At 67.0% G+C, this 24,043-nt stretch carries 24 protein-coding genes; 9 read left to right on the forward strand and 15 right to left on the reverse strand.

Annotation, left to right across the window (positions count from 1 at the left end; genetic code table 11):
- Positions 1 to 3: 3 nt before the first annotated feature.
- From AC27GT_RS00425 to AC27GT_RS00445, 5 genes are read right to left on the reverse strand one after another with little or no spacing between them, the layout of a single operon-like run.
- Positions 4 to 1,392 carry a dihydrolipoamide acetyltransferase family protein gene (locus AC27GT_RS00425; RefSeq protein ID WP_487223347.1) on the reverse strand — a complete coding sequence of 463 codons (1,389 nt, stop codon included), beginning with the start codon at positions 1,390 to 1,392 and terminating at the stop codon, positions 4 to 6.
- Positions 1,393 to 1,400: 8 nt separating this feature from the next.
- Complete coding sequence (locus AC27GT_RS00430; protein ID WP_487223348.1) at positions 1,401 to 1,646, reverse strand: type II toxin-antitoxin system HicA family toxin; 246 nt, start codon at positions 1,644 to 1,646, stop codon at positions 1,401 to 1,403.
- Positions 1,643 to 1,852, reverse strand: coding sequence for a type II toxin-antitoxin system HicB family antitoxin (locus tag AC27GT_RS00435; protein ID WP_015716163.1), 210 nt, complete (start codon positions 1,850 to 1,852; stop codon positions 1,643 to 1,645). Before AC27GT_RS00435 ends, AC27GT_RS00430 begins: the two co-directional genes overlap by 4 nt.
- A gap of 1 nt (position 1,853) precedes the next feature.
- Entirely contained in the window at positions 1,854 to 2,828 is a 975-nt protein-coding gene (locus tag AC27GT_RS00440; RefSeq protein ID WP_015716164.1) for an alpha-ketoacid dehydrogenase subunit beta, read from the reverse strand.
- A 10-nt stretch (positions 2,829 to 2,838) separates the two neighbouring features.
- A complete protein-coding gene (locus AC27GT_RS00445; RefSeq protein WP_487223349.1) occupies positions 2,839 to 3,942 on the reverse strand; it encodes a thiamine pyrophosphate-dependent dehydrogenase E1 component subunit alpha in 1,104 nt (367 codons plus the stop codon).
- Positions 3,943 to 4,074: 132 nt separating this feature from the next.
- On the opposite strand from AC27GT_RS00445, the gene AC27GT_RS00450 reads away from it, so the two are divergent.
- Positions 4,075 to 4,488: a 23S rRNA (pseudouridine(1915)-N(3))-methyltransferase RlmH gene (locus tag AC27GT_RS00450; protein ID WP_487223350.1), complete on the forward strand. Its 414-nt coding sequence runs from the start codon at positions 4,075 to 4,077 to the stop codon at positions 4,486 to 4,488.
- A complete protein-coding gene (locus AC27GT_RS00455; protein ID WP_054392324.1) occupies positions 4,485 to 4,883 on the forward strand; it encodes a metallopeptidase family protein in 399 nt (132 codons plus the stop codon). The genes AC27GT_RS00450 and AC27GT_RS00455 overlap by 4 nt, the downstream gene beginning before the upstream one ends.
- Here the strand turns inward: AC27GT_RS00455 and AC27GT_RS00460 are convergent.
- From AC27GT_RS00460 to AC27GT_RS00470, 3 genes are read right to left on the reverse strand one after another with little or no spacing between them, the layout of a single operon-like run.
- On the reverse strand, positions 4,828 to 5,256 hold the full coding sequence (locus tag AC27GT_RS00460; protein WP_015716167.1) for a DUF2203 domain-containing protein: 429 nt from the start codon (positions 5,254 to 5,256) through the stop codon (positions 4,828 to 4,830). The two genes, AC27GT_RS00455 and AC27GT_RS00460, sit on opposite strands and share 56 nt — an antisense overlap.
- 51 nt (positions 5,257 to 5,307) lie before the next feature.
- Positions 5,308 to 6,213, reverse strand: a complete 906-nt coding sequence (locus tag AC27GT_RS00465) for a biotin--[acetyl-CoA-carboxylase] ligase (RefSeq protein ID WP_015716168.1) — start codon at positions 6,211 to 6,213, stop codon at positions 5,308 to 5,310.
- 12 nt (positions 6,214 to 6,225) lie between these two features.
- Entirely contained in the window at positions 6,226 to 7,272 is a 1,047-nt protein-coding gene (locus AC27GT_RS00470; RefSeq protein WP_487223351.1) for a glucose-1-phosphate thymidylyltransferase, read from the reverse strand.
- A 34-nt stretch (positions 7,273 to 7,306) separates the two neighbouring features.
- Between AC27GT_RS00470 and AC27GT_RS00475 the strand changes: the two genes are divergently transcribed.
- Together AC27GT_RS00475 and AC27GT_RS00480 are read left to right on the forward strand one after the other, a co-directional pair.
- On the forward strand, positions 7,307 to 8,098 hold the full coding sequence (locus AC27GT_RS00475) for a class I SAM-dependent methyltransferase (protein ID WP_487223369.1): 792 nt from the start codon (positions 7,307 to 7,309) through the stop codon (positions 8,096 to 8,098).
- Positions 8,099 to 8,175: 77 nt separating this feature from the next.
- Positions 8,176 to 8,556, forward strand: coding sequence for a secondary thiamine-phosphate synthase enzyme YjbQ (locus AC27GT_RS00480; protein ID WP_015716171.1), 381 nt, complete (start codon positions 8,176 to 8,178; stop codon positions 8,554 to 8,556).
- 10 nt (positions 8,557 to 8,566) lie between these two features.
- On the opposite strand, the gene AC27GT_RS00485 is transcribed toward AC27GT_RS00480, so the two are convergent.
- Genes AC27GT_RS00485 through AC27GT_RS00495 form a run of 3 tightly spaced genes read right to left on the reverse strand, consistent with a single transcriptional unit; the run spans position 8,567 to position 14,147 of the window.
- On the reverse strand, positions 8,567 to 10,750 hold the full coding sequence (locus AC27GT_RS00485) for a RelA/SpoT family protein (protein ID WP_487223352.1): 2,184 nt from the start codon (positions 10,748 to 10,750) through the stop codon (positions 8,567 to 8,569).
- A gap of 17 nt (positions 10,751 to 10,767) precedes the next feature.
- Positions 10,768 to 13,089 carry a coiled-coil domain-containing protein gene (locus tag AC27GT_RS00490; protein ID WP_487223353.1) on the reverse strand — a complete coding sequence of 774 codons (2,322 nt, stop codon included), beginning with the start codon at positions 13,087 to 13,089 and terminating at the stop codon, positions 10,768 to 10,770.
- A gap of 2 nt (positions 13,090 to 13,091) precedes the next feature.
- Positions 13,092 to 14,147 (reverse strand): mechanosensitive ion channel family protein, encoded by a 1,056-nt coding sequence (locus AC27GT_RS00495; RefSeq protein WP_487223354.1) that lies wholly within the window; start codon positions 14,145 to 14,147, stop codon positions 13,092 to 13,094.
- 32 nt (positions 14,148 to 14,179) lie between these two features.
- Between AC27GT_RS00495 and hemQ the strand changes: the two genes are divergently transcribed.
- Positions 14,180 to 14,932, forward strand: coding sequence for a hydrogen peroxide-dependent heme synthase (hemQ, locus tag AC27GT_RS00500; protein WP_487223355.1), 753 nt, complete (start codon positions 14,180 to 14,182; stop codon positions 14,930 to 14,932).
- A gap of 3 nt (positions 14,933 to 14,935) precedes the next feature.
- Positions 14,936 to 15,427, forward strand: a complete 492-nt coding sequence (locus tag AC27GT_RS00505) for a chlorite dismutase family protein (protein ID WP_487223356.1) — start codon at positions 14,936 to 14,938, stop codon at positions 15,425 to 15,427.
- Position 15,428: 1 nt separating this feature from the next.
- Here AC27GT_RS00505 and ruvA read toward each other — a convergent pair whose 3' ends face one another.
- On the reverse strand, positions 15,429 to 16,004 hold the full coding sequence (gene ruvA / locus AC27GT_RS00510) for a Holliday junction branch migration protein RuvA (RefSeq protein WP_038030729.1): 576 nt from the start codon (positions 16,002 to 16,004) through the stop codon (positions 15,429 to 15,431).
- On the reverse strand, positions 16,001 to 16,765 hold the full coding sequence (locus AC27GT_RS00515) for an enoyl-CoA hydratase-related protein (protein WP_028494698.1): 765 nt from the start codon (positions 16,763 to 16,765) through the stop codon (positions 16,001 to 16,003). Before AC27GT_RS00515 ends, ruvA begins: the two co-directional genes overlap by 4 nt.
- An 89-nt stretch (positions 16,766 to 16,854) precedes the next feature.
- Between AC27GT_RS00515 and AC27GT_RS00520 the strand changes: the two genes are divergently transcribed.
- Genes AC27GT_RS00520 through lpdA form a run of 3 tightly spaced genes read left to right on the forward strand, consistent with a single transcriptional unit; the run spans position 16,855 to position 22,149 of the window.
- The gene (locus AC27GT_RS00520) at positions 16,855 to 19,554 is read left to right on the forward strand and encodes a 2-oxoglutarate dehydrogenase E1 component (RefSeq protein ID WP_487223357.1); all 2,700 of its coding nucleotides are present in this window, start codon (positions 16,855 to 16,857) and stop codon (positions 19,552 to 19,554) included.
- An 11-nt stretch (positions 19,555 to 19,565) separates the two neighbouring features.
- The gene (odhB, locus tag AC27GT_RS00525; protein WP_487223358.1) at positions 19,566 to 20,774 is read left to right on the forward strand and encodes a 2-oxoglutarate dehydrogenase complex dihydrolipoyllysine-residue succinyltransferase; all 1,209 of its coding nucleotides are present in this window, start codon (positions 19,566 to 19,568) and stop codon (positions 20,772 to 20,774) included.
- 1 nt (position 20,775) lies between these two features.
- Positions 20,776 to 22,149: a dihydrolipoyl dehydrogenase gene (lpdA, locus tag AC27GT_RS00530; protein WP_487223359.1), complete on the forward strand. Its 1,374-nt coding sequence runs from the start codon at positions 20,776 to 20,778 to the stop codon at positions 22,147 to 22,149.
- Here the strand turns inward: lpdA and AC27GT_RS00535 are convergent.
- A complete protein-coding gene (locus AC27GT_RS00535) occupies positions 22,146 to 22,547 on the reverse strand; it encodes a hypothetical protein (RefSeq protein ID WP_487223360.1) in 402 nt (133 codons plus the stop codon). The genes lpdA and AC27GT_RS00535 overlap by 4 nt on opposite strands.
- Before the next feature lie 63 nt (positions 22,548 to 22,610).
- Positions 22,611 to 24,032 carry a S8 family serine peptidase gene (locus tag AC27GT_RS00540; RefSeq protein WP_487223361.1) on the reverse strand — a complete coding sequence of 474 codons (1,422 nt, stop codon included), beginning with the start codon at positions 24,030 to 24,032 and terminating at the stop codon, positions 22,611 to 22,613.
- Between the last annotated feature and the right edge of the window lie 11 nt (positions 24,033 to 24,043).

Here is a 24,043-nt window from a genome sequence, read left to right on the forward strand (position 1 = left end):
ATCCTACATTTCCAGAAGGAGCAGGTCGGGGTTCTCCAGGAGCCGGATCACCTCCCGGGTGAAGGAGGCCGCCTCGGCCCCGTCCACCAGGCGGTGGTCAAAGGAGAGGGAAAGGTACATGATATCCCTCGCCTGGATGGAGCCATCCGGCATCACCCAGGGCCGCTTCCGGATGGAGTGCACCCCCAGGATGGCGGCCTCGGGAACGTTGATGATGGGGAAGCTCATCAAAGCCCCCACGGAGCCAATGTTGGTGACGGTGAAGGTGGAACCCGTGACCTCCTCGGGGGAGAGCCTTCCTTCCCGGGCCTTGGCGGAGAGCTCGGCGATCTCCTGGGCCAGCTCCAGGATGTTTTTCCGGTCCACGTCCCGCACCACGGGCACGATGAGCCCCCTTTCCGTGGCCACCGCCAGGCCCAGGTGGTAGTAGCGCTTGTAGACGATCTCCTGCCTTTCCTCGTCCAGGCTGGAGTTCAGCATGGGGTACTTCTTCAAAGCCCGCACCACCGCCTTGAAGATGAAGGGGAGGTAGGTGAGCTTCACCCCCTGGCGTTCGGCCTCGGGCTTCAGGCGCTCCCTCAGGGCCACCAGTTCCGTGAGGTCGGCCTCGTCCACGTTCAGGGTGCGCACGGTGTAGAGGTGGCTTTGCCAAAGCCCCTGGGCGATGGTGCGGCGGATGCCCCTTAGAGGGATGCGCTCCTCCAGGTGCTCGTAGCCCTTGGGGGGGGTGTAGCGGGGTGGGGGCGGGAAGCCCGTGGGAAGGGGTGCTGGGGCCTCCTTGGGGCTTGGGGGCGGGGGTGCGGCCTGGGCCTTAAGCTGTTCGGCATAGGCCCGCACGTCTTCCACCCGGATGCGGCCCATGGGGCCGGAGCCGGGGATGGCCTCGAGGGGAATCCCCAGCTCCCGGGCCAGCTTCCGGGCGGCGGGCACCGCCAGGATGCGGCCTGGAGCCTGGCCTTCCCTGGGAGCCTGCTCCGCTTGGCCTCTTAAGAAGGGGTTCTTCACCGCCACCTGGGTGGTGTCCGGTTTGAAGAGGGAGAGATCCTCCTTTTCCTCCTTTGGGGGAAGCCCGGGCTCCACGATGGAGCGCTCCTCCACCGCTTGCACGGGCGGAGCCTCCTCCTTTACCTCCTTTACCCCAGCCACGGCTTCCCCGGGCTCCGCCAGGAGGGCGATGGGGGCGTGGACCTTGACCACCTCCCCTTCCTTGGCCAGTTTCTTCAAAAGCACCCCCTCGTAGGGGGAGGGTAGCTCCACCGTGACCTTGTCGGTCATCACCTCCACGAAGGGCTGGTCCTTCTTGAGGTAGTCCCCTTCCTCCACCAGCCACTTGAGGATCTCGCCTTCCACCACGCTTTCCGCCAGTTCGGGCATGAGGATTTCCTTGGGCATAGGCCTCCTTACAGGTCTAAAAGCTTAAGAAGCTCTTCCCGGGTTAGGTTTCGCGCCTCCGCAATCTCCCGTAGGATCCCCGCCAGGGTGCCCAGCTTTAGGGGATGGTGGCGGGGGATGGTGAGGTGGTGCTCCTGGTCTCCTTTGTTCCAGGTGAGGCGAATGTGGCTTCCCGTCTGCCGCACCACCTGGTACCCCAGGCGGGACAAGCGCTTTGCCAGCTCCTCCCCATGGAGATCCCGGGGAAGCTTCACGGGGCCAGAACCTCCTCCCGGACGAAATGCAAGCGGATAACCCTGGGGGCTTCCCCTTCGGGGAAGTGGCAACGCACGGCATCCCGCACCATCTCCTTAAGCTCCTCCCAGGTTTCCCCCTGGGTGAAGATGGGTTCCTCGAGGGCCCGGGCCACGTAGCCTCCCTCCTCCGCTTCCTCTACCAGGAAAATAAGCTCCTTGGGCATATCAGTAGTCTAACGCCCGCTTGGCGGCGTTGAGGATGCGGGTGACGGTGGGCAGGTACAGCTTGTCCTGGGCGTAGGGATACGGGGTGTCAAACCCCGTCACCCGGATGGGAGGGGCGAGAAGCATGTCCAGGATGTCCTCGGCGATGGTGGCCGCCACCTCGCTGACGAAGCTGGCGTGCCGGGGGGCGTCGGACACCAGCACGGCCCTTCCTGTTTTGGCCACGGAGTTCATCACCGCCTCGTAATCCCAGGGCATGAGGGTGCGGAGGTCCAGAACCTCGGCGGAAACCCCCGCCTTCTCCAGCTCCTCCGCCGCCTGGAGCACCTCGGGCATGACGGTGCCGTAGCCGATGAGGGTGAGGTCCTTCCCCTCCCGCCTGATGGCGGCCTTGCCCAGGGGCAGGACGTAGTCCTCCTCCGGCACCTCCTCCTTCACCGAGCGGTAAAGCCTTTTGGGCTCCAGGAAGACCACGGGGTCCTCGTCGCGGATGGCTGCCTTTAAAAGGCCCTTGGCGTCGTAGGGGGTGGAAACCGCCACCACCTTGAGCCCGGCGGTGTGGACGAAATGGGCCTCGGGGCTTTGGGAATGGTGGTGTCCTCCCTTGACCCCGCCCCCGGAGGGCATCCGCACCACCAAAGGGGCGGTGAACTGCCCGCCGGAGCGGTAGCGGAGCTTGGCCACCTGGCTCACCAGCTGGTCGAAGCCGGGGAAGATGTAGTCGGCGAACTGGATCTCGGCCACGGGCCTTAAGCCGTGGGCGGCCATGCCCAGGGCAGCTCCCACGATGGCGGCCTCGGAAAGGGGGGTGTCCATAACCCGGTCGGGGCCATACTTCTGCAAAAGGCCTTCCGTCACCAGGAAGACCCCGCCCCTCTTGCCCACATCCTCTCCCAGGACCACCACCCGGGGGTCCAGGGCCATCTCCTCGTCCAGGGCCCGGTTCAGGGCTTGCACCATGGTCATGAGGGCCATGGGGACCTCCTTAAAGCTCTTCCTTGAGAAGGGCCTCCTGGCGCTTTAGGTGCCAGGGCTTTTCCGCAAGGACGTCGTCGAATATCCACTCGGGGGGTACGGCGCCGGCCTCCTCGGCTTCCTTCAGGCCCCGCTCCAGCTCGGCGCGGATCTCCGCCCTCAGGTCCTCCTCCCATTCCAGGTTCCAGAGGCCCCTTCCCTCCAGGAAGCGCTGGAAGCGGAGGATGGGGTCCCGTTTCCGCCAGGCCTCCACCTCCTCCTTGGGGCGATAGCGGCTGTCGTCGTCCGCGGAGGAGTGGGGGCCATAGCGGTAGACCCTGAGCTCCACCAGGCTCGGGCCCTCTCCCATGCGGGCTCGCTCCACCGCCTCCTTCACCACGTAGTAGGAGGCCAGGACGTCCATGCCATCCACCAGATAGCCGGGGATGCCGAAGGCATGGGCCTTGTCGGCGAGGGTGGGGCTGTGGGTCTGGCGGCTATAGTCCACGCTGATGGCGTAGAAGTTGTTCTCGGCGATGAAGACGGCAGGGGCGCCCTGCACGGCGGCGAAGTTGATCCCCGCATACCAGTCCCCCTCGCTGGTGGCCCCGTCCCCGAAGGTGCAGACCGCCACCTGGCCCGTGCGCAAGAGCTTCATGCTGATGGCCGCCCCGGCGGCGGGGGGTACGTGGGAGGCGATGGGGCTGGCCACGGTGAAGTAGTTGAGGGCCTTGGACCCCGGGTGCTCGGGCATCTGCCGGCCCTTGTTGGGGTCGGCCTGGGTGGCCAGCATCTGGCCGAAAAGCTCCTTGGGCGGCAGGCCCAGGGCCAGGGCCAGGCCGTGGTCGCGGTAGTAGGGGAAGACCCAGTCAAAGCCCGGCCTTATGGCGTGGGCGATGCCCACCTGGGCGGCCTCGTGCCCGGCGGCGGGGGCGATGAAGCTGGTCTTGCCGGTGCGGATGAGGATGGTGTAGCGCTCGTCCAACATCCGGGCCGCCAGCATGTCCCGGTACAGGCGGCGTAGCTTATCCTCGTCCAGATCCAAGGGGAAATCCCCCAGCCACTCCCCCTTCTCCCCGATGAGCCTTATGGGCTCGGGGGTGAAGGGCTGAAACCGGTGGGTGTCCTTTACCATAAACCCTCCTTTTCCGGCGCTTTTGGCGCCCGTAGAGCCTGCCCTGGGTAAGGGCCTGGGGCTCTTTTATCGGGGTGGGTGAGGTCCCACTTTCCCTTCGCCCTGAGTATACCCTGGCCCTAAAATGGGGAGGTGCGCCTTAGGGTGGTGGCGGTGGGCAAACCCAGGCTGGATTACGCCCGGCTGGGGGTGGAAGAGTATGCGATGCGCATCCGGAAATATGCTCCCCTCGAGGTCCACTTCGTCAAGGAAGCCCAGGACCTCCTGCCCAAGGCGGAGGGCCACCGCAAGGTGGTCCTGGACGAAAGGGGAAAGCTCTTCACCACGGAGGGGCTTCTGGAAGAGTTGAGGCGCTGGGAGGGGGAACGGGTGGCCTTTTTGGTGGGGGGTGCCGAGGGGTACCCTGAGGGGGTACGTGAGGGGGCCGACCTCCTCCTTTCCCTTTCCCCCCTTACCCTGCAGCATGAGCTGGCCCTTTTGGTCCTCATGGAGCAGCTCTACCGGATCCTTACCCTGAGGGCCGGGCATCCCTACCATCGGCCATGACCTACGAGGCCTTTGTGGCGCTGGTGGAAAGGCTTTGGGCGGAGATCCCCGAGGCCTTCAAGCGGGAGCTTCAGGGGGTGCACGTCCTGCCGGAGGCCAGGCCCGAGCCCGGGCTAAAGGGGGTGTGGCGGCTTGGGGAATATCTGGACCCCGGCCCTCCTTCCACCTTCCGGGGATTTGAGGGGCTCGGGCGGCACATCGCCCTCTACTACGGTTCCTTCCAAAAGGTGGCGGGGCCGGGGTTTGACTGGGAGGAAGAGGTCTGGGAAACCCTCCTCCACGAGTTAAGGCACCACCTGGAGTCCTTGGCGGGCCAGGACGACCTGGTGCGGGAGGACCTTAGGCGCCTGGCCGAGTTTCGCCGGGGCGGGAGGCCTGGGGGAGAAGGCCATTAGGTTCTCCCTTTAAGGGGCGCCGCTCGGCAAACCCCCCCGCCAGGGGATGGTAGTGGGCCACCTCGGGTTCGCCTTCCTGCCAGCAGAGAAAGACCACCTCGCCGCCCACCCGGCTGGGGAAGTCCACCAGGCCCCGGTCCAGGTCCTTGAGGAAGACGCCCAGGGAGGCCAGGTAACGGGCGTCGGCTTCCAAGGAGCCCAGGAGGAAGCGGGCCTCCTCCTCCAGGGCCCTTCGTTCCAGCCCGCGGGCCTCGGGAAGCCGGGCCTGCACCTCGGAAAGCTCCTTCCGGGCCTGCCGCATCTGGGAGAGGACCCGCTGGATCTCGGGCAAGAGGGCATCGGCCTCTTCCTTGGTGAAGATGCGGGCAAACATACCTAGCCTTATCCTAGCACAAGCGCTTTGGGAAATCTAAGCCTGGAATACTCAAGGGTCGGATCCTTCGGTCCGGAGGGGGGACACGAGGGCCACCTCGCCCGCGCCGATCCTGACCCCCTCCACCTGGAGGCTGCCGTCGGGGAGGATGGCCTCCGCCACCCCCTCCACCACCCCCTTAGGGGTTTGGACCCGCACCCTTCGGCCCAGGGTGTAGGAGGCCTCCCGGTAGAGGGAGAGGAGGGTTTCCGGGCTTTCCAGAAGGGGGAGGAGGCTTTCCAGGTGGAGGAGGAAGCCCGAAAGCACCTCCCGCCGGGAAAGGGGAGAGAACTCCCTCAAGGCGGCGGCGCCCTCGGGGGCCCAGTCCACGTTCACCCCCACTCCCAGGAGGACGTAGGCCACCTCCTCCCCCTCGGCCTTGGCCTCCAAAAGGACCCCGGCCAGCTTCCGGCCATCGGGGGCCAGGAGGTCGTTGGGCCACTTGATCCCCCCCACTCCCACCGCCCGCCAAAGGGCCAGGCCGGCAAGAAGGGGAAGGAGGCCCATGGAGGAGAGGGGAAGGGTGGGACGGAGGAGGAGGGAGAAGGTGAGGCTTTCCCCCGGGCGGCTTGCCCAGGGCCTTCCCCGCCTGCCGCGGCCCCTTTCCTGCACCTCGGCCAGGACCAGGGCTCCCTCCTCGGCTCCTTCCTCCGCCCAGGCCCTTAGGACATCCTGGGTGCTTCCCACCCGCCCCAGGTAGCGGTAGGGCCGGCCGAGGCGCCCTGAGGGGTGGAAGAGGTGGGGAAGGGGAGTGCCGGGCCGGATGCGGTAGCCCTTCCGGCTCATCTCCACGGGGAAGCCCTCGGCGAGAAGCTTTTTCGCCTCCTTGGAAACCGCCTGGCGGCTTACCTTTAGGCGCTGGGCCAGGGCCTCGCCGCTTTGGTGGTCCTCGGTGAGGAGGTCCAGAAGCCGGGCCATGGGGGGTGCTCTTCAGGCCAGCTCCACCTGGGAGAGATCCCCCAGGATCAGGCGGTGGGCCCGGGGGAGGCCATCGCGGTTTTTCACCTGGGCCCCCACCCCCAGGATGCTTTCCTGGAGGCGTAAGGCCACGTCCTCCAGGATGGCGTGGTCCTCGAGGATGGAGTACTCCACCTCCGAGCGCACCACCTTGGCCCCGGGCCCTAAGGAGGTGAAGGGCCCGATGTAGGCTCCTTCCACCACCGCTCCCTCCCCGATGAAGGCGGGGCCGATCACGGTGCTTTTCCGTACCCTAGCTCCTTTCTCCACCACCACCCGCCCGGTGAGCTGGCTTTCCACCACCTCCCCCTCCACCTGGGGTTCCAGTTCTTCCAGGATGAGGCGGTTGGCGTCCAGGAGGTCCTGGGGGCGGCCGGTGTCCTTCCACCATCCCTCCACCTCCACCCCCACCACCCTCTTCCCCCGGTCGATGAGGCCCTGGATGGCGTCGGTGATCTCGTACTCTCCCCGGGCGGAGGGCTTGAGCCCCTCGATGACCTCCAGCACCTCCGGGGTGAAGACATAAACCCCGGCCACCGCCAGGTCCGAGGGCGGCTCCTTGGGTTTTTCCAGAAGGCGCACGATCCTTTCCCCTTCCAGCACCGCCACCCCGAACTGGCTGGGGTTTTCCACCCGCACCAGGGCGATCACCGCACTCACCCCCGGGGTAAAGGCCTGGAGAAAGCGGGCGATTCCCTTCTGGAAGAGGTTATCCCCCAGGTAGAGGACGAAGGGGCTTTGGCCCAGGAAATCGCGGGCCACCGCCACCGCATGGGCCAGGCCCTGGGGCTCCTCTTGCAGGATGTAGCGCACGTGGTAGCCCGAAAGGGCCTCCCGGATGTCCTTTTCCGTTTCCGGGGAAACCACCACCCCGATCTCCTCTATCCCCGCTTGCAGGAGGTTTTCCAGACCGTAGTGGAGGATGGGCCTTCCCGCCACCCGGATCACGGGTTTGGGCCGGGTGTGGGTGAGGGGGCGGAGCCGGGTGCCCCGTCCGGCAGCCAGAATGAGTCCTTTCACGCCGGGAAGTATACCCCGTAAAATGAAAAGAAGGATGCCCAGGGCCTCCGTGCGTATGGCTTACGCCTACGACCGCCTCCGGGCCTACCCCCCGGAGGTGGCGGGCCGCATCGCCACCGCCATAGGGAATGCTCTGGGGGTGCGGGGGGAGGAGGCGGTGCTCCTGGAGCTTGGGGTGGGTACCGGGCGCATTGCCCTGCCCCTCATCGCCCGGGGATACCGCTACCTGGCCCTGGACAAGGATCCCGGCATGCTGGAGGTCTTCCGCCAGAAGGCGGCGGGGGTTATGCGCAAGGTGCGCCTTATAGAGGCCGATGCCCGGGCCATTCCCCTGCCCGATGAGAGCGTGCACGGGGTGATCGTGGTCCATCTCTGGCACCTTCTCCCCGACTGGCCCAAGGCCCTGGCGGAGGCCCTGAGGGTGCTGAAGCCGGGAGGGGTGCTTCTGGAAGGCTGGGATGAGATGGAGGCGGAGGAGGAGCGCCTAATCCAGGACAGGTGGCGCTCCCTGGTGGAGGCGGAGGGCGTGGGGGTGGTGCGGGGCTTGCACAGAAAGCGCCTCGAGGAGGTGGAGGAAGCCCTAAAGCGGCTTGGCCTCAGGCCCAAGACCAAGCAGGTGGTCCAGTGGCGGGAGGAGCGCACCCTGCGCCAGGCCCTCGAGGCCCTGGAGGAAAGGCTTTACTCCTTCACCCAGCTGGTTCCCGAGGAGGTACACGAGCGCATCATGCCCGGGCTCTGGGCCTGGGCCCAGGGGGAGTTCGGCGATTTGGACCGCTCCTTCACCCTGGAACGGAGCTTTACCCTGCGGGCCACCCGCATGGCCTGATACCACCCCATCCTGGCAGGGCCACGCTTAAGCCCTTGCTTAAGGGATCTATTTTCTTGGCCCGATATGCTTAAAGGATGAAGGCCATCCGCATTTCCACCCCCAAGGAAGGTTTGGTGAACATCACCCGCCAGGTGGAGGAGGTCTTGGCCGGGCACACCGGCTTGGTGTACCTCTTCGTTCCCCACACCACCTGTGGCCTTACCGTGCAGGAGGGGGCGGATCCCGATGTGGCCCACGACCTTCTCGCCCGCCTGGAGGAGCTGGCCCCCAGGGTGCATCCCAAGGACCGGCATGCGGAGGGAAACTCACACGCCCACCTGAAAAGCCTCCTCACCGGGGTGCACCTCCTCCTTCCCGCCGAGGGGGGGCGGCTTCGGCTTGGCCGCTGGCAGCAGGTTTTTCTGGCGGAGTTCGACGGGCCGAGGATGCGGGAGGTGTGGGTCAGGCTCCTCTAGCCGGGCCCGCCTAGACCCAGCGCACCTCCTGCACGCTTTTCACGCCCTTTATGGCCTGGACCAGGGATTCCCGCTCCCCGTCCTGCACGGTGAGGCGGAGGCGGATGCGGGCCAGGGGTCCGAGGATCCGGGTTTCCGAGCCCAAGGCGCTCTTCCCCGCCTCGGCCACCACCTGCATCACGTCCCTCAGGAGGCCGGCGCGGTCCTGGGCCAGGACCTCGAGGGTGGCCACCTTGCCCCCCACCCCCTCCCAGTAGGCCCCGATGACCCGGTCTGCCTCCGGTCCCTGGAGGATGCGGCGCAGGTTGGGGCAGTCCGCCCGGTGGATGGTGACCCCCCGGCCCCGGGTGACGAAGCCCAGGATGGCGTCCCCCTTCATGGGCTCGCAACAGGAGGCCAGGCGGATGGGGGCCTGGAGGTCCTGCTCCAGGCGGATCCCCCACTCGTTCCTGGGGGGTGCCTTGGGCTTTTCCGGCTTGAGAAGGGCCTTGGGGTAGAGCTTCTCCGCCACCTGCTTGGGGGTGAGGCGGTTTAGGGCCAGGGCCAGGTAGAGCTCCTCGGGGGAAGGGGTGAGGCCCAGCTTCCTGGCGGCCTCCTCCAGCTGGCTGTCGCTGGGTTTGGGGAGGCCCCGGCGCTTAAGGTAGCGCTCCAGGAGGTTTTGCCCCCTCTCCAGGGTTTCCTGGCGCTCCTGGGTGCGGAAGTACTGGCGGATCTTGCTCTTGGCGCTCCGGGTTTTGGCGAACTCCAGCCAGTCCTTGGAGGGGTGGGCGTTTTTGGCGGTGAGGATCTCCACGATCTCCCCGTTTTGCAGCTCGTAGGAGAGGGGGACGATCCTTCCGTTCACCTTGGCCCCCACCATGTGGTGCCCCACCTCGGTGTGGATGTGGTAGGCGAAGTCCACGGGGGTAGCCCCCTTGGGCAGGTTGATGATCCGCCCCTTGGGGGTGAAGACGAAGACCCTGCCCCCGAGGAGGTCCCGGGTCACCGCCTCCACGAACTCCCGGGAGCTGCTGAACTCCTGCTGCCACTCCTGGATGCTTTTAAGCCAGGAAACCCGCCGCTTCAGCTCCTCGGGATCGGTGAGGCCCTCCTTGTAAAGCCAGTGGGCGGCAATCCCGTACTCGGCGATGCGGTGCATCTCGCGGGTGCGGATCTGCACCTCCAGGGGAAGCCCCTCCAGGGCGATGACCGTGGTGTGGAGGGACTGGTAGCCGTTGGGCTTGGGCACGGCGATGTAGTCCTTGACCCGCCCGGGGATGGGCTGCCAGAGGGCGTGGACCAGGCCCAGGACGTGGTAGCAGACCTGCTTTTCCCTCAAGGCCCTTCCTTCCTCCGTGGGGGCGGGCTTGGGGTCCAGGATGACCCGGACCGCCAAGAGGTCGTAAATCTGCTCCAGGGCCTTCCCCTCCCGCTCCATCTTCTTCCAGATGGAGTAGAGGTGCTTGGGGCGGCCCGTCACCTCCAGGCCTTGAAGCTGGGCCTGGAGGAGTTCATCCTTCCTTAGGGCTTCCTCCAGGGCCGCTATGGCTTTTCGGATGATCTCTTCCCGGGCCTCCTGGGTTTCCTGGATCCGGGAAAGAAGGGCGTGGTAGGCCTCGGGGTGGAGGTAGCGGAAGGAAAGGTCCTCCAGCTCCCACTTGAGCTGCCCCATCCCCAGGCGGTGGGCCAGGGGGGCGTAGATCTCCAGGGTTTCCTGGGCGATGCGCCTTTGCTTCTCGGGGGGCATGTGCTCCAGGGTGCGGAGGTTGTGAAGGCGGTCCGCCAGCTTCACGATGATGATGCGCACGTCCTCCGCCATGGCGATGAACATCTGGCGGAGGTCCTCGGCCCGTTTCTCCTCCCCCTCGAGGTTGGCCAGCTTGTAGAGCTTGCTGACCTTGGTCTCCCCCTCCACCAGCCTGCGCACCGCGGGCCCAAAGCGCCTTTCCAGCTCCTCGGGGGCCACCCCGCAGTCCTCCAGGGTGTCGTGGAGGAGGCCCGCCATCACGGTATCCGCATCCATGCGCAAGGAGGCCAGGATCTCCGCCACCGCCACCGGGTGGGTGATGTAGGGCTCCCTGCTTCGCCTGAGCTGGCCCCGGTGGGCCTCCTCGGCGAAAAGGTAGGCCTCCCGCACCTTTTCCCGCTCCCCTGCCGGGAGGTAGTCTAGAAGGGGTGCAAGCTTTTCCCAAAGAGCCGAGACGGATACCACCATTTTTCAGTGTAGCACCCCTAGGAGGTGAGCTCCAGGAGGAAGGCGGACAGGCTGGTTTTTTCCAGCAGGGCCACCAGGATGCGGCCCTTGCGGGGGGCCAGGACCAAGGCCTTCTCTCCCAGGAGGATGGCCGCAGGCCCCCGGGTCTGCCCCAGGCTTTTATCCAGCTGGTCCAGGGCCTGGACCAAGGCCTCCAGGGGTTCCCTGGGCAGGGGGAGGGCCTCCCCCAGGTAGCCCAGCACCTCCACCCCGGGAAGGCGCAAGGGGGCGAGGTCCGCTTCCAGGTCCATGGTAGAGGGTGCCTCCGGTGGCTTTGCCTGGGCCGGGGTCCTGCCCTGGTCGAAGACTCCCAGGAGGGCCTCGAGGTCCTCGCCTCTGATCTCCTGGAGCACAGCCTTGGCCGCCTCCCGCTCCTTTTCCAGCTCCCGGAGAAGGGCCTCCGCCTGGCTTAGGGTTCTTTCCACCTGGAGGAGGCCTTGGGGTCCCAGGCGGGGTAGCTTTTCCTGGGCGCTTTTCAGCACCGGCAAAAGGGCCTTTAGGCGGCGGTTCGTTTCGCTTTGGAACCCCTCGAGGCGGGCGTAAGCCTGGAAGAAGGCGGTGAGGCGGGTGGTGAGCTCCTCCCGCTTCACCTCCATCCGCCGCTTCAAGGCCTCCAGGGCCCGGGCAATGGGGGTGGGGTCGGGGAGGGGCTTGCCCTTTTCCTCGGCGATGGCCCGCAAGACCCCTTCCCCCCCGAAGCCGCGGAAGCGCTCCGCCAGGGCCTGGAGGCGGGAGAGCTCCAGAAGGGCTTCCTGCCGGGCCTGAGCCTTGGCGTCCTCCAGGCTTTTCCGTAAGGACCCCAGGTCGGGAAGGTTCCCCTGGGCCAGGAGGGCTTCCGCCTCGGCCACCTTCTCCTTTAGGCCCAGGGCCAGGGCCTCGGGCTTTAGGGCCTCCAGGGCCTTGGCCGCCTCGGCGAGCTTGGCCCTTAAGGCGGCCTCCTCCCCCTGGGCCTTGAGGAGCTCGGCATAACGGGCCCGCACCTCGGGAAGCCTTTGGGGAAGGGCCTCCAGGGGGAGCGCCCTCAGTTCCTCCAGGAGGGGGCGGAAGGCCTCGCCCTTTTCCTCTAGCTCCTTCACCAGGGCTTCCTTTTCCTGGAGGAGGCGCTTTTCCTCCTCCGCCTTGCGCCGGGCCGCCTCCTCCAGGCGCCTGAGCTCCTCCTCCAGGGGAAGGAGGTCGGGGTAGCCTCCCTCCTCGAGGGTTTCCTCCGCCAGCTGCAAGGCCCGCTCTAGGGGGAGCTTGGCTTCCTCGGGCAGGGAAAGGAGGCGCAGGGCCTCCTGAAGCTGGATCAGGCGGGCCCGCTTCTCGGCCCGGAGGTTTCTCTCGGCCTCCTGGAAGGCTTCCTCCAGGGCTTTGAGCTTTTCCCCCACGGGGGTGCCCGCATCCAGAAGGGCCTGGACCTCGGCGAGAAGGGGGCTTACCGTGGCCCGCTCCACCAGGGGGGCGAAGCGGCTTAGGAGTTCCTCCAGCCTGCGCTTCTCCTCCTCCACCTCCAGGGCCAGGATCCTCTGGCTGGCCTCCTGGGAGAGGGCCTCGAGGTCCACCAAAAGCTCCCCTTCCAGCTCGGAGGCCTCCTCCACGGTGAGGAAGACGTCGGTGGGATGGGAGGGGGTTTCCGCCTGGGGTGGGGTTTCCGGGGGAGTTTCCTGGGTTTCAAAGACGATCTCCGGCAGGGTAGGGGCCTTGACGGCGCTGGACTCCAGGAACTTCCGTAGCTCCAGGGCCAGACTCCGGGCCCGCTCCACCTCCGCCTGGGCCAGGATGCCCTCCCTCTGGGCCTGGCGGATGGTTTCCACCAGGCTTTCCAGCCGCCGTACCTTGGGCCCACCCAGGTGGCGCACCCTTTCCAGGGCCTCCTCCAGGTGGGCCAGGTCCTTGGCCTGGCGCAGGAGGGCCTCCTCCAGCTTCTCCTCCAGGGCCTCTACAAGCTCCTCCCCCTCCGCCAAAAGCCCGGGGTCCGGGGCCTGGCGCAGGCGGTTGACCAGGGCCCGGAGGCGGGCCACCTCCGGCCAGTCCACATAGAGCCCGAAGCGCTTCAAGCCCTGTTCCAGCTTGGCCAGCCTGGCCCCCTGCCCTTCCATTTGGGCCAGGACCCCCTCCACCAGCCGCCTGGCCTCCTCCGGGCGCATGCGGGCCTGGAGCTCGCGGTAGACCAAGCCCTTCAGGAGGTGGGCCCCATCCGCCGGGGTGAGCTCGGAGGGCCGCTTGCCCAGGCGCTTCAGCCCTTCCTCCAGCACCGCCTCGGCCCTGGCGCCCAGGTGGGGGTGGATGGCCTCCAGGATGGTTTTGTAGACGTCCGGCATCCTTACGCTCCTTTTTCCAGCCTAAGGGGTTCGCCGAAGTAGAGCTTCTGGTGGGGATAGGGGATCTCTATGCCCTCGCGGTCCAGGCGGTTTTTGATGCGGCGGCGGAACTCCCGGGCCACGGCCCACTGTTCCGCGGGCTTGGTGCTGAAGAGGACCCGGATGACCACGGCGCTTTGGTCCAGGTTCTGCACCCCCAGGACCTCCGGGGGTTCGGTGAACCGGTCCTGCCACTCCGGATCCTGGTGGAAGCGGGCCACCTCGTCTTGGAACACCGCCAAAACCCGGTCCAGGTCCTCCTTGTAGGCCACGCCCACGTCCACCACCGCCCGGCTCCACTCCTGGGTGAGGACCGTCACCTGGCGGACCTCGGAGTTGGGGATGAAGTGGACCCGGCCCTCCAGGTCCCGCAGGACGGTGAGGCGCAGGTTGAAGCGCTCCACCCTCCCCCCCACCCCGTTGATGAGCACGATATCCCCCACCCCGTACTGGTCCTCCAGGAGGATGAAAAACCCGTTGATGAAGTCCCGGATCAGGTTCTGGGCGGCGAAGCTGATGGCCAGGCCCACCACCCCGGCCCCCGCCAGGAGGGCGGTGACGTTGAAGCCCAGGTTGGAAAGGAGGAAGAGTCCCCCCAGGGTGAGGATGGCCCCCTTCAGCACGGAATCCGCCACCGCCCTCAGGGTTTTGCGCCGCACCGCTTCCCGGGTGAGCTCCCCTTCGGGCTCGGGAAGCCGGGCGAGGAGGAGGGGCACCAGGCGGTAGGCCACCAGGGTGAGGCCCACCACCGCCAGGATGGCCAGGCCCCGGCTTCCCAGCCACTGGGCGAGGGCCTTCCCCCAGGTGGCCAGGGGCTCCAGGGGCCAGGCGAGGGCGTGGGCCAGGTAGCTCAGGGCCAGGAGGACCATCACCCCCCACCAGAGGAAGCCGAGGACCCGGAAGAAGCGGTCGTCCCGCTCCGTGGGGGTGAGGCGCCCCAGGGCGTTCAGGGCCCTGGCTCCGTAGAGGCCTAAAAGCCAGGCCAGAAGGAGGGCGAGGGCTACGTGTAGGGCCACCATGGTGGGAGTATATCCCCGGGTATATTGGGGGCATGGGAGGTCACATTCCTGAGCCCACCTTTACCCTCGAGGGCTGGCACATCCTTCACGACTTCCGCCGCCTGGACCATGCCGCCTGGTTCTCCGCCCCCAAGGAGGAACGGCAGGCCGCCTGGGGGGAGCTTTCGGAGATCCTGAAGGAGTGGGAGAAGGTGGAGGCGGAGGGCAGGGGGTCCTTCGGCGTGTACCAGGTGATCACCCACAAGGCCGACCTCCTCTTCCTGAACCTGAGGGAGAGCCTGGATGCCCTCCTGGAGGTGGAGGCCAGGCTCAACAGGAGCCTTTTCGCCCGCTACCTAAGCCCCGCCTACGGGTTTTACTCGGTGGTGGAGCTGGGAAGCCAGACCGGGCCCTTGGATCCCGAGGCCCCCTACATCAAGCCCCGCCTGACCCCCAGGCTGCCCAAGACGGGCTACGTCTGCTTCTACCCCATGAACAAGCGCCGCCAGGGCCAGGACAACTGGTACCTCCTCCCCGCCAAGGAGCGGGCGGAGCTCATGAAGGCCCACGGGGAAACGGGAAGGAAGTACCAGGGCAGGGTCTTGCAGGTGATCAGCGGGGCCCAGGGCCTGGACGACTGGGAGTGGGGGGTGGACCTCTTCAGCGAGGACCCCATCCAGTTCAAGAAGATCGTGTACGAGATGCGCTTTGACGAGGTATCCGCCCGCTTTGGCGAGTTCGGGCCCTTCTACGTGGGCAAGCGCCTCAGCCAGGAGGCCCTGGCCCGTTTCCTGGAGGTGGGGTGAGGCATGCCGCGCCTTTGGGGGTTCAGCCTCTATAGGCTTTTGCCGGAGTTCCGCCGCCTCGAGGCCGAGCACCAGGAGCACCTTAAAGAGGAGTTCGCCCAGTTCCTGGCCCGCTGGCAGGAAAAGGAGGGCTTTTTCCAGGTCTACAGCCTGGTGGGGCTTTCCCCCGAGGCCGACTTCCTCCTCTGGCAGGGGGCCTCGCACCCCAAGGCCCTCCAGGCCCTGAGGCGGGAGATGCACCGCACCCGCCTCATGGGGTTTCTGGAGCCCGTGGCCCTTTACCTGGACCGGGGGGAGGGGGAGCCAGGGGAGGGGTTTTTGGCCCTGTTCCCCTTTGGCCTGGAGGGAGGCCTGCCCGAGGGAGCGAGGGTCTTCCAGGGGGAGGGGCTTTTGGCCCTCGAGGGGCCCTGGGAGGTCCTCTTCCCCCTGGTTCTGAGGGAGGGGGGTTACCTGGCCGCCCGCCGCACCCCCAGGGAGGCGTTGGACGAACTCTAGCCTAGCGTAACCGCTTCAGGGCCTCCTTGATGAGCTCCTGGGCGTTGGCCGAGGGGCGCTTGGCCAGGAGGTCCAGGACCACCCCCCGGGCCTGGCCCTCCTTGAAGCCCAAGGCGGTGAGGGCCAGGATGGCCTCCTCCGCCGCCTGGCTTTCCACCTTTTGCCCGCTGAGGAGGCTTAGGGGTACCTTCCCTTTGAGCTCCAAAGCGATCCGCTCGGCGAGCCTTCTTCCCACCCCGCTTGCCGCGGTGAGGAGGCGCAGGTCCCCCTGGGCCAGGGCCTGGGCCAGAAGCCTGGGGGTGAGGGCGGAGAGAAGGGAGAGGGCCACCTTGGGCCCCACCCCGCTCACGGAAAGGAGGAGCTCAAAGAGGAGGAGGCTTTCCTCATCGGGAAAGCCGTAGAGGAAAAGGCCCTCCTCCCGGAGCTGGAGGTGGGTGTGGACCGCCACCTCCTGGCCCTCTTTGAGGCTTTGCAGAAAGGTCTGGGGGGCTTGCACCAGGAAGCCCACCCCGTTCACCAGAAGGAGAAACCCCCCTTCCTCCCTCTTCAGGACCGTGCCCCGGAGGTAGCGGATCATCGGCCCACGAACCTGGGCGGGCGTTTTTCCCTAAAGGCCCTTACCCCCTCCTCGTGGTCCTGGGTGCGCCCGGCCTCCCCCTGGAGGATGGCCTCGAGGGCCAGGGCCTCCGTCAGGGAAAGCCGGTAGGTTTCCAAAAGGAGCTTCTTGGTGAGGGCGTAGGTCCGGGTGGGCCCCTGGGCCAGCTCCCGGGCCAGGGCCAGGGCCTCCTCCAAAAGCCTTTCCCCCGGCACCACCCGGTGCACCAGGCCCAGGGCCTGGGCCTCCTCGGCGGAAAGCCTGGGGGAGAGGAGGAGGAGTTCCTGGGCCTTGGCGAACCCCACCAGCCGGGGCAGGATAAAGCTCATCCCCGAGTCCGGCACCAGGCCGATGCGCACGAAGGCGGGGGTGAAGCTGGCCTCCAGGGCCGCCAGGCGCAGGTCGCCCCAAAGGGCCAGGCTCATCCCCGCTCCCGCCGCCACCCCGTTCACCGCCACCACCAGGGGCTTCTCCAGCCCCGCCAGAGCCTCCACCACCCGGTTGTAGCGGCGGAGGTGGGCCTCGTAGTCGGGCTTGCCCTCCCCGAACTCCCCCAGGTCCTGCCCCGCACAGAAGGCCCGCCCGGCTCCCGTGAGGAGGAGGGCCCGGACCCCGGGGTCTTCCTGGGCCTCCTTTAGGACCTGGTAGAGTTCGTCCAGCAGGGCACCGGTTATGGCGTTCAGCTTTTCCGGCCGGTTTAGGCTGAGGATAAGGACGCCTTCCTGTCTCTCCTTCAGGACCATGGCCCTATTGTAAAGGTCCTAAAGCACCTACACCGCTTTTTGGTGTAGCGTAGATGAAGGGGGTATACGCCCCCTTCTTGGGAGGTAGGATGGAGCTCACGTTGGAAAGCCAAGGCTACCTGGAGGCCCTCTACCGGGCCTATCTGGAGGATCCCTTCTCCCTGCCGGAGGAGTGGCGCCGCTACTTTTCCGCCCTCGCCCTGGAGGGTTCCCGAAGAGAACCCCTCGAGGACGGCCGACGAGCCACCCCCGCTCCCCTGGCCGAGGCGGTGGACCTGGCCTTCCTCCTCAAGGTGGAGCGCCTGGTCCAGGCCTACAGGGAGCTCGGCCACCTGGCGGCCCGCATCGATCCCTTGGGGCGGGAGCGGCCTAGGCCCAAGGAGCTTTCCCTGGAGGCCCACGGCCTTTTGCGGGAGGATCTCTTTAGGTCCCTTCCCCCCTTCTTCGGCGCCCCCACCCTGGGGGACCTCTTGGGCCGCCTGGAGGAGGTTTACCTGGGCCCGGTGGGGTTTGAGGTGGTCCATACCGAGCCCGAGGAGCGGGCCTGGCTTCTTTCCCGCATCGAGGCCCCCTGGCCCAAGCCTCCCCGCGAGGGGCGCCGGCGCATGCTGGAGCGCCTCATGCAGGCGAGCCTCTTTGAAGCCTTCCTGCAACGCAAGTACCTGGGGGCCAAGACCTTCAGCCTCGAGGGCCTGGAAGGCCTGGTCCCCCTTCTCTTGGAGGCGGTGGAGGAAGCCGCCCGCCACGGGGTCAGGGAGGTGGTCCTGGGCATGGCCCACCGGGGGCGGCTCAACGTCCTGGCCCACGTGGTGGGCAAGCCCTTTGAACGCATCTTCCGCGAGTTCGAGGAGATCTTCCCCGAGGGCTACTCGGGGGATGTGAAGTACCACCTGGGCTTCTCCAACGACCTCACCACCCCCTACGGGAAGGTGCACGTTTCCCTCAACTTCAACCCCAGCCACCTGGAGTTCGTGAACCCCGTGACCCTGGGGAGGCTTCGCGCCAAGCAGGACCGCTTCGGCGATCGGGAGCGGAAAAGGGGCCTGGCCATCCTGGTCCACGGGGACTCGGCCTTCATCGGGGAGGGCATCGTCCAGGAAACCCTTAACCTCTCCCGGCTTCCCGGCTACCGGGTGGGGGGGACCCTCCATGTGGTGGCCAACAACCAGCTGGGCTTCACCACCCTGCCCGAGGAGTACACCTCCTGCCGCTACCCCACGGACATCGCCAAGATGCTTTCGGTCCCCATCTTCCACGTGAACGCCGAGGCTTTGGACGAGCTCTGGTTCGTGCTGGGCCTGGCCCTGGAGTACCGGAAGCGCTTCGGGAAGGACGTGGTCATCGACCTGGTGGGCTACCGCCGCCGGGGCCACAACGAGACGGACGAGCCCACCTTCACCCAGCCCCCCATGTACGCCCTCATCTCCAAGAAGCCCGAGCCCTGGAAGGTCTATGCGGAGAGGCTCCTTGCCGAAGGGGTGGTGGCGGAGGGGGAGCTTAAAGCCAAGGAGGAAGCCTACCTGGCCAAGCTGGAAAGCGAGTTCGCCCGGGTCAAGGCGGAGCCGGGCCCCGTGGTGCCCCACGGCCTTTCCGGCATCTGGCAGGGGTACGTGGGTGGGCCCGACCACCTGGTGCCCGAGGTGGATACCGGGGTGCCCCTGGAGGCGCTAAAGGAGCTCCTTCTCCGCCTGAGCGCCGTGCCCGAGGGCTTCCAGGTGCATCCCAAGCTGAAGCGGTTCCTCGAGGCCCGAAAGGAGATGGCCGAGGCTAAGCGCCCCCTGGACTGGGCGGCGGCCGAGGCCTTGGCCTTCGCCTCCTTGGCCGCCGAGGGGCACCGGGTGCGCCTCACGGGGCAGGATGCCCTAAGGGGCACCTTCACCCAGCGCCACGCCGCCCTGTACGACTACCAGACGGGAAGGCCCTACATCCCCTTGCAGCACCTGGCCGAGGGGCAGGCGGAGGTGGAGATCTACAACTCCCCTCTTTCCGAGGCCGGGGTCTTGGGCTTTGAGTACGGGTACAGCCTGGACTACCCCGAGGCCCTGGTCCTCTGGGAGGCCCAGTTTGGGGACTTCGTCAACGTGGCGCAGGTCTACATCGACCAGTTCCTGGCCAGCGCCGAGGCCAAGTGGAACCGGCTTTCCGGCCTGGTCCTCCTCCTGCCCCACGGCCTCGAGGGCCAGGGCCCCGAGCACTCCTCCGCCCGGCTGGAGCGCTTCTTGCAACTTGGAGCCAAGGACAACCTCCAGGTGGCCTACCCCACCACCCCCGCCCAGTTCTTCCACCTCCTCCGCCGCCAGGTGAAGCGCCCCATCCGCAAGCCCCTCGTGGTCCTCACCCCCAAAAGCCTCCTCCGCCACCCCGAGGTGGTTTCCAGCCTGGAGGAGCTGGCCCAGGGGCGCTTCCAGAAGGTGATCCCGGAAAGGGTCAAGGGGGCGAGGAAGGTCCTTCTCACCTCGGGGAAGGTCTACTACGACCTCCTGCAAAAGCGGAGGGAGGTGGGGGCGGAGGACGTGGCCTTGATCCGGCTGGAACTCCTCTACCCCTTCCCCGAGGCCGAGCTCAAGGAGGCCGTGGGCTTCTACCCCAAGAAGACCCCGGTGGTCTACGTCCAGGAGGAGCCGGTGAACCAGGGGGCCTGGTGGTACCTCTCCGCCCGCTTCTGCGGGGAGATCTACGGCCACCCCTTCAGCGTGGTGGCCCGGCCGGAGTCCCCAAGCCCCGCCGTGGGTTCCTCCAAGGTGCATAGAGAGGAACAGGAAGCGCTTCTTGAGGAAGCCTTTAAGTGAGGAGGTAGACGGTGCAGGAACTGAAAGTGCCCTCCGTGGGCGAGTCCATTGTGGAAGTGGAGATCGGCGCCTGGCTGAAGAAGGAAGGGGAGAGCTTTGCCCAGGATGAGCCCCTGGTGGAGCTCATCACCGACAAGGCCACCCTGGAGCTCCCCGCCCCCTTTGCGGGAACCCTGGAGCGGATCCTGAAGCGCACCGGGGAAACCGCCAGGGTGGGGGAGGCCATCGCCCTTCTTAAGGCCTTGGGAGAGGCGCTTCCCCGGCCTGAGCCCGAGGCTGTGGTACCCCAGGCACCCGAGCCCCAGGAGCCCCTGGCCATGCCCGCCGCGGAGCGGGTTTTGCGGGAGGCGGGGGTATCCCCCGGGGAGGTGGTGGGCACGGGCCTGGGCGGGCGGATCCTCAAGGAGGACGTGGAGCGCCACCTGGAGGAGAGGGCCAAGCAGGCCCCGCCCCAGGCGGTGCCTCCCCGGATGCCGGAGCCCGCGCCGCTTCCCGCCCAACCCCCGGCCGACCGCCCCTGGCGGGTGAGCGAGGCGGTGCCCATGAGCCCCTTGCGCCGCCGCATCGCGGAGAGGCTCCTCATGGTGCGGCAGACCACCGCCATGCTCACCACCTTCAACGAGGCGGACATGTCCGCCATCATCGCCTTGAGGAAGGAGCTCGGGGAGGCTTTCCAGAAGAAGCACGGGGTGAAGCTGGGCTTCATGAGCTTCTTCGTGAAGGCGGTGGTCCAGGCCCTCAAGGAGATCCCCGAGCTCAACGCCGAGATCCGGGACAGCACCATCCTCTACCACCGCTACTACGACATCGGGGTGGCCGTGGGCGGGGGAGAGGGGCTGGTGGTGCCGGTCATCCGGGATGCCGACCGGCTTTCCTTCGCCGAGATCGAGCGCCAGATCGCCGACTTCGCCGAAAGGGCCCGCACCAAGAAGCTGAAGCCCGAGGAGCTCATGGGGGGCACCTTCACCATCACCAACGGGGGGGTGTACGGCTCCCTCAACTCCACTCCCCTTCTCAACCCACCCCAGGTGGGCATCCTGGGCATGCACGCCATCCAGGAAAGGCCCGTGGCCCGGGAGGGGCAGGTGGTGGTCCGGCCCATGATGTACCTGGCCCTTTCCTACGACCACCGCATCGTGGACGGCCGGGAGGCGGTGACCTTCCTGAGGCGGGTCAAGGAGCTGGTGGAAAACCCCGTGCGCCTGATGCTGGAGGTCTAGCGTGGAGGCCTACGACCTGTTGGTGATCGGGGCGGGGCCCGGGGGGTACGTGGCCGCCATCCGGGCCGCCCAGCTGGGGATGAAGGTGGGGGTGGTGGAGAAGGAGAAGGCCCTGGGGGGCACTTGCTTGCGGGTGGGGTGCATTCCCTCCAAGGCCCTTTTGGAAACCACCGAGCGCATCTACGAGGTGAAAAAGGGCTTGATCGGGGCTAGGGTGCAGGGCCTCGAGGTGGACCTTCCCGCCCTTCTCGCCCACAAGGACAAGGTGGTCCAGGCCAACACCCAGGGGATCGAGTTCCTCTTCAAGAAAAACGGCATCGCCCGCCACCTGGGAAGGGCCCGCTTTCTCTCGGACCGGAAGGTTTTGGTGGAGGAAACCGGGGAGGAGCTTTCCGCCCGCTACTTCCTCATCGCCACGGGGAGCGCCCCCCTCATCCCCCCTTGGGCGGAGGTGGATGGCAAGCGGGTGGTGACCTCCACCGAGGCCCTTTCCTTCCCGGAGGTGCCGGGCCGCCTCATCGTGGTGGGGGGCGGGGTCATCGGCTTGGAGCTCGGGGTGGTCTGGCACCGCCTGGGAGCGGAGGTCCTCATCCTGGAGTACCTGGACCGCATCCTCCCCACCATGGACGCCGAGCTATCCCGGGCGGCGGAAAAGGTCTTCCGGAAGGAGGGGCTTGAGATCCGCACCGGGGTCAAGGTGAAGGCGGTGCGCCCCGAGGGCCGGGAGGCCCGGGTGGAGCTGGAGGGGGGAGAGGTCCTCACCGCCGATAGGGTGCTTCTCGCCGTGGGCCGCAGGCCCTACACCGAGGGCCTGGACCTGGAGAGGGCAGGCCTTGCCACCGACGAGAAGGGGCGCATCCCCGTGGACGAGCACCTCAGGACCCGCGTCCCCCACATCTACGCCATCGGGGATGTGGTGCCGGGGCCCATGCTGGCCCACAAGGCCAGCGAGGAGGGGATCGCCGCCGTGGAGCACATGGCCAAGGGGTACGGCCACGTGGACTACCTGGCCATCCCCAGCGTGGTCTACACCCACCCCGAGGTGGCGGGGGTGGGGTACACGGAGGAGGAGCTCAAGGCGAAGGGGATCCCCTACAAGGTGGGCCGCTTCCCCTACTCCGCCTCGGGCCGGGCCCGGGCCATGGGGGAGACGGAGGGCTTCGTCAAGGTCCTGGCCCACGCCAAGACCGACCGCATCCTGGGGGTTCATGGGATCGGGGTCCGGGTGGGGGATGTGCTGGCCGAGGCGGCCTTGGCCATCTTCTTCAAGGCCAGCGCGGAGGACCTGGGCCGGGCCCCCCACGCCCACCCTTCCCTCTCCGAGATCCTCAAGGAAGCCGCCCTGGCCGCCTGGGAAAAGCCCATCCACCTTTAGGGCGGGGAGAGGCTGAGGGTGAAGCGGTAGGGCCCGAGGCTCCAGGTGCCGAGGGCAAAGGCCAGGGGCATCTGGAGCCTGAGTCCCCTTTCCCGGTGGTGAAAGGAAATGAGAAAGCCCGTGGCCTCCCCGGTGAGGGGGAAGCGGGCGGTTCCGTCCTTGTCGGTGAGGCGAAGAATCCCTTTGCCAGAGGGCATGCGGTTGGGGGCCATGGGTTGAAGGACCACAAGGATGCCTGGTGTGGGTGTTTCCCCAAAGAGCACCCGCACTTCCAGTACGGGAGGGCTTAGGGGTTCCTCGGGAGGGCGGGGCCTGGGAATAGGAGCTTCCGGTTTTTGGGCCAGGGTCGCGGAGAAGACCATGGCCAGGATCCAAGGTAAGAGGGAGGTTCTCCCCATGGGTTTCCCCCAGTTAAAGAAGTTAGGCCTCGAGCTTTAGTTGGCTCGAGGCCCATTCCTCCCTTACTGGCCTAAGAGGGTGTCCAGGCTGGCCTTGGCATCCACAAGGCCATAGCCGTACTGGCCGCCTGCGGCGTAGTCGGGCTTGGCCGCTTGGCCGGTGAGCCGGGCGTTGGCTCCCTGTTCCAGGGCCAAGCGGATTTCCTCGGGGGTTGCGGTGGGTTTGGCGGAGAGGAGGAGGGCCACCACCCCGGTGACATGCGGGGATGCCATGGAGGTACCCTGGAGGAAAGCGTAGGGGTTATTGGGGTTTTGCGCCACAGGCACAGTGGAGAGGATGGCAGCCCCCGGAGCCACCACGGTGACATAGGGGCCGGTGCTGGAGAAGCCTGCCCGGCGGTTGTCGTTGCTGGAAGCCCCTACCCCAATCACCCCGGGGAGGAGGGTACTGTAGAAAACCGGGTAGGAGGGCCGGTTACCCGTGCGGTAGGAGTTGCCCGAGCTGAAGACGTAGACCACACCCTTCTTGGTCCCATACTCCAAGACATCCAGGAAGGCCCGGCTACGGGCTCCCGAGCCCCAGGAGTTGTTGACCACTTTGGCCCCGCAGTCCGCGGCGTACTTCAGGGCCCGCACCAGCATGTAGTTGGTGCCGCCAAAGTAGCCCAGACCCCGGAGGACCATGAGCTTGGCCTCAGGGGCTACCCCTACCACACCGATGCCGTTGACAGGAGCGGCAATGGTCCCCGCCACATGGGTGCCGTGGCCCCCCGAGTCGGAGGGATCGGGATCGTCGTCCACGAAATCGTAGCCGTGCTCCCCAGGGCAGGTTAGGCTGTTGGGGTTGGGGTTTTGCCAGAGGTTAGCGGCGAGGTCAGGGTGGTTTAGATCCACCCCCTCGTCCACCACCGCCACCACCACTCCTTGGCCCCGGTAGCCCTCGTTCCACACCTCAGGGGCTCGGATGCGGTAAAGGCCCCACAAGTAGGGCACACTCTGGTACTGGGTTCCATCCACGCCCGTGGCCGCCAAAGGATCCCCAGCCGGTACCTGGACGAAGTAAGGGTCGGTCACGTTATCCGAGTACGCCTGCGTGCGAAGCCCTTGGGGTTTCCCAGGCAGACTTAAGGTGCCCAGGACTTCCCGGGCGGGGTTGGCCACCCAGTAGTTGGGCTCGGCGTACTCCACCCCGGGCCTGGACGTATAAGCGGCCACGTACGCTTCCTCTTGGCCCACGGGTACCTTGATTCGGGCCAGCTCACCCCAGGTGGGGTCGGAGAGGGCCTCGAGCCTCTGGCTTTCCCCCAGGGGCGTGAGGCTTTGGGGGCTGAGGCCGGGGCGGTATTTGACCAGGATCTCTCCCGCCACCGCAGGCCCTTCCCCGGTTTGGATAAGCCCCGGCTCCCCGGGAACCCGGCCCTGAGGGGCTTGGCTGCAGGCGGCAAGGAGGAGCGAAAGAAGGAGAAGCCTTTTGCTCGTCCGCATCTTTATCCTCC

Source organism: Thermus sp. KWY1, assembly GCF_057547025.1.